General features: G+C 33.6%; 1 protein-coding gene and 1 other RNA gene. One reads left to right on the forward strand and one right to left on the reverse strand.

Annotation, left to right across the window (positions count from 1 at the left end):
• Positions 1–35: 35 nt before the first annotated feature.
• Complete coding sequence (locus tag HMPREF9171_RS102780; protein WP_001056394.1) at positions 36–647, reverse strand: TVP38/TMEM64 family protein; 612 nt, start codon at positions 645–647, stop codon at positions 36–38.
• A 92-nt stretch (positions 648–739) separates the two neighbouring features.
• On the opposite strand from HMPREF9171_RS102780, the gene ssrA reads away from it, so the two are divergent.
• Positions 740–1,076, forward strand: a transfer-messenger RNA (tmRNA) gene (ssrA, locus tag HMPREF9171_RS1000000113740); the annotation flags it as partial.

A 1,076-nucleotide genomic window follows, 5' to 3' on the forward strand; every position in this document is an offset into this window, starting at 1 on the left:
GAGATTGGAGATATATCTCCAATCTTTTTTTATTTTTAATTCAAAAAATTTTTCAAAATATCACCGCCATAAATCCACAAATAGCTATAACCGATGATAGAAATAGGTTTCGTTATCATAATGATTGTCACAAAGCGCTTAATAGACATATTAGATAGACCGGTAATCATCACCATGATGTCCGCTGGTGAAATGGGAGATGCCATACAAAAGATAAAAAACTTTTCATATCCGGATGTTTCTAGCTTAGACTCATATTTATCAAATGTCTTCTGATCCATAAATAGCAAAACGAATTTTCGTCCATAAAATTTGACTAACCAAAAAAGGATGACACTTCCGATGATAATCCCAATATAGTTATAAATAAAGCCTAAGGTAGGACCAAAAATTAAGAAACCTGCTACTGTTGTAACACCTCCAGGAATTACTGGAAAAACAATCTGTACAATTTGAGCCACAATAAAAATCATTGGACCCCAAAATTCATACTTGTGTACTAGGTCTTTTAATTCATTGCTATCATTCAAAATACCAAGTTTGTACAAATAAACAACTAAGACAAGGGTCGCTATTAACGCTAAGACACCCAAAGCCTTAATGACCTTCTGCCAAAAGCGGTAACGTTTTGATAATTTCATATTCATGCTTTAATCATAACACAACTGTTAAATTTTTGCTATTTTAAATAGTATTTGTTATACTATATTGGTAAGTTTTTATGCTTTATTCTACTTTTGGGGTCGTTACGGATTCGACAGGCATTATGAGGTATATTTTGCGACTCATCGGCAGATGTAAAATGCCAGTTAAATATAACTGCAAAAAATACAAATTCTTACGCATTAGCTGCCTAAAAAACAGCCTGCGTGATCTTCACAAGATTGTTTGCGTTTTGCTAGAAGGTCTTATTTATCAGCAAACTACGTTTGGCTACTGTCTAGTTAGTTAAAAAGAGATTTATAGACTCGCTATGTGAGGGCTTGAGTTATGTGTCATCACCTAGTTAAATCAATACATAACCTATAGTTGTAGACAAATATATTAGCAGATGTTTGGACGTGGGTTCGACTCCC

The sequence above is a fragment of the Streptococcus agalactiae ATCC 13813 genome (genome assembly GCF_000186445.1).
GTDB lineage: Bacteria > Bacillota > Bacilli > Lactobacillales > Streptococcaceae > Streptococcus > Streptococcus agalactiae.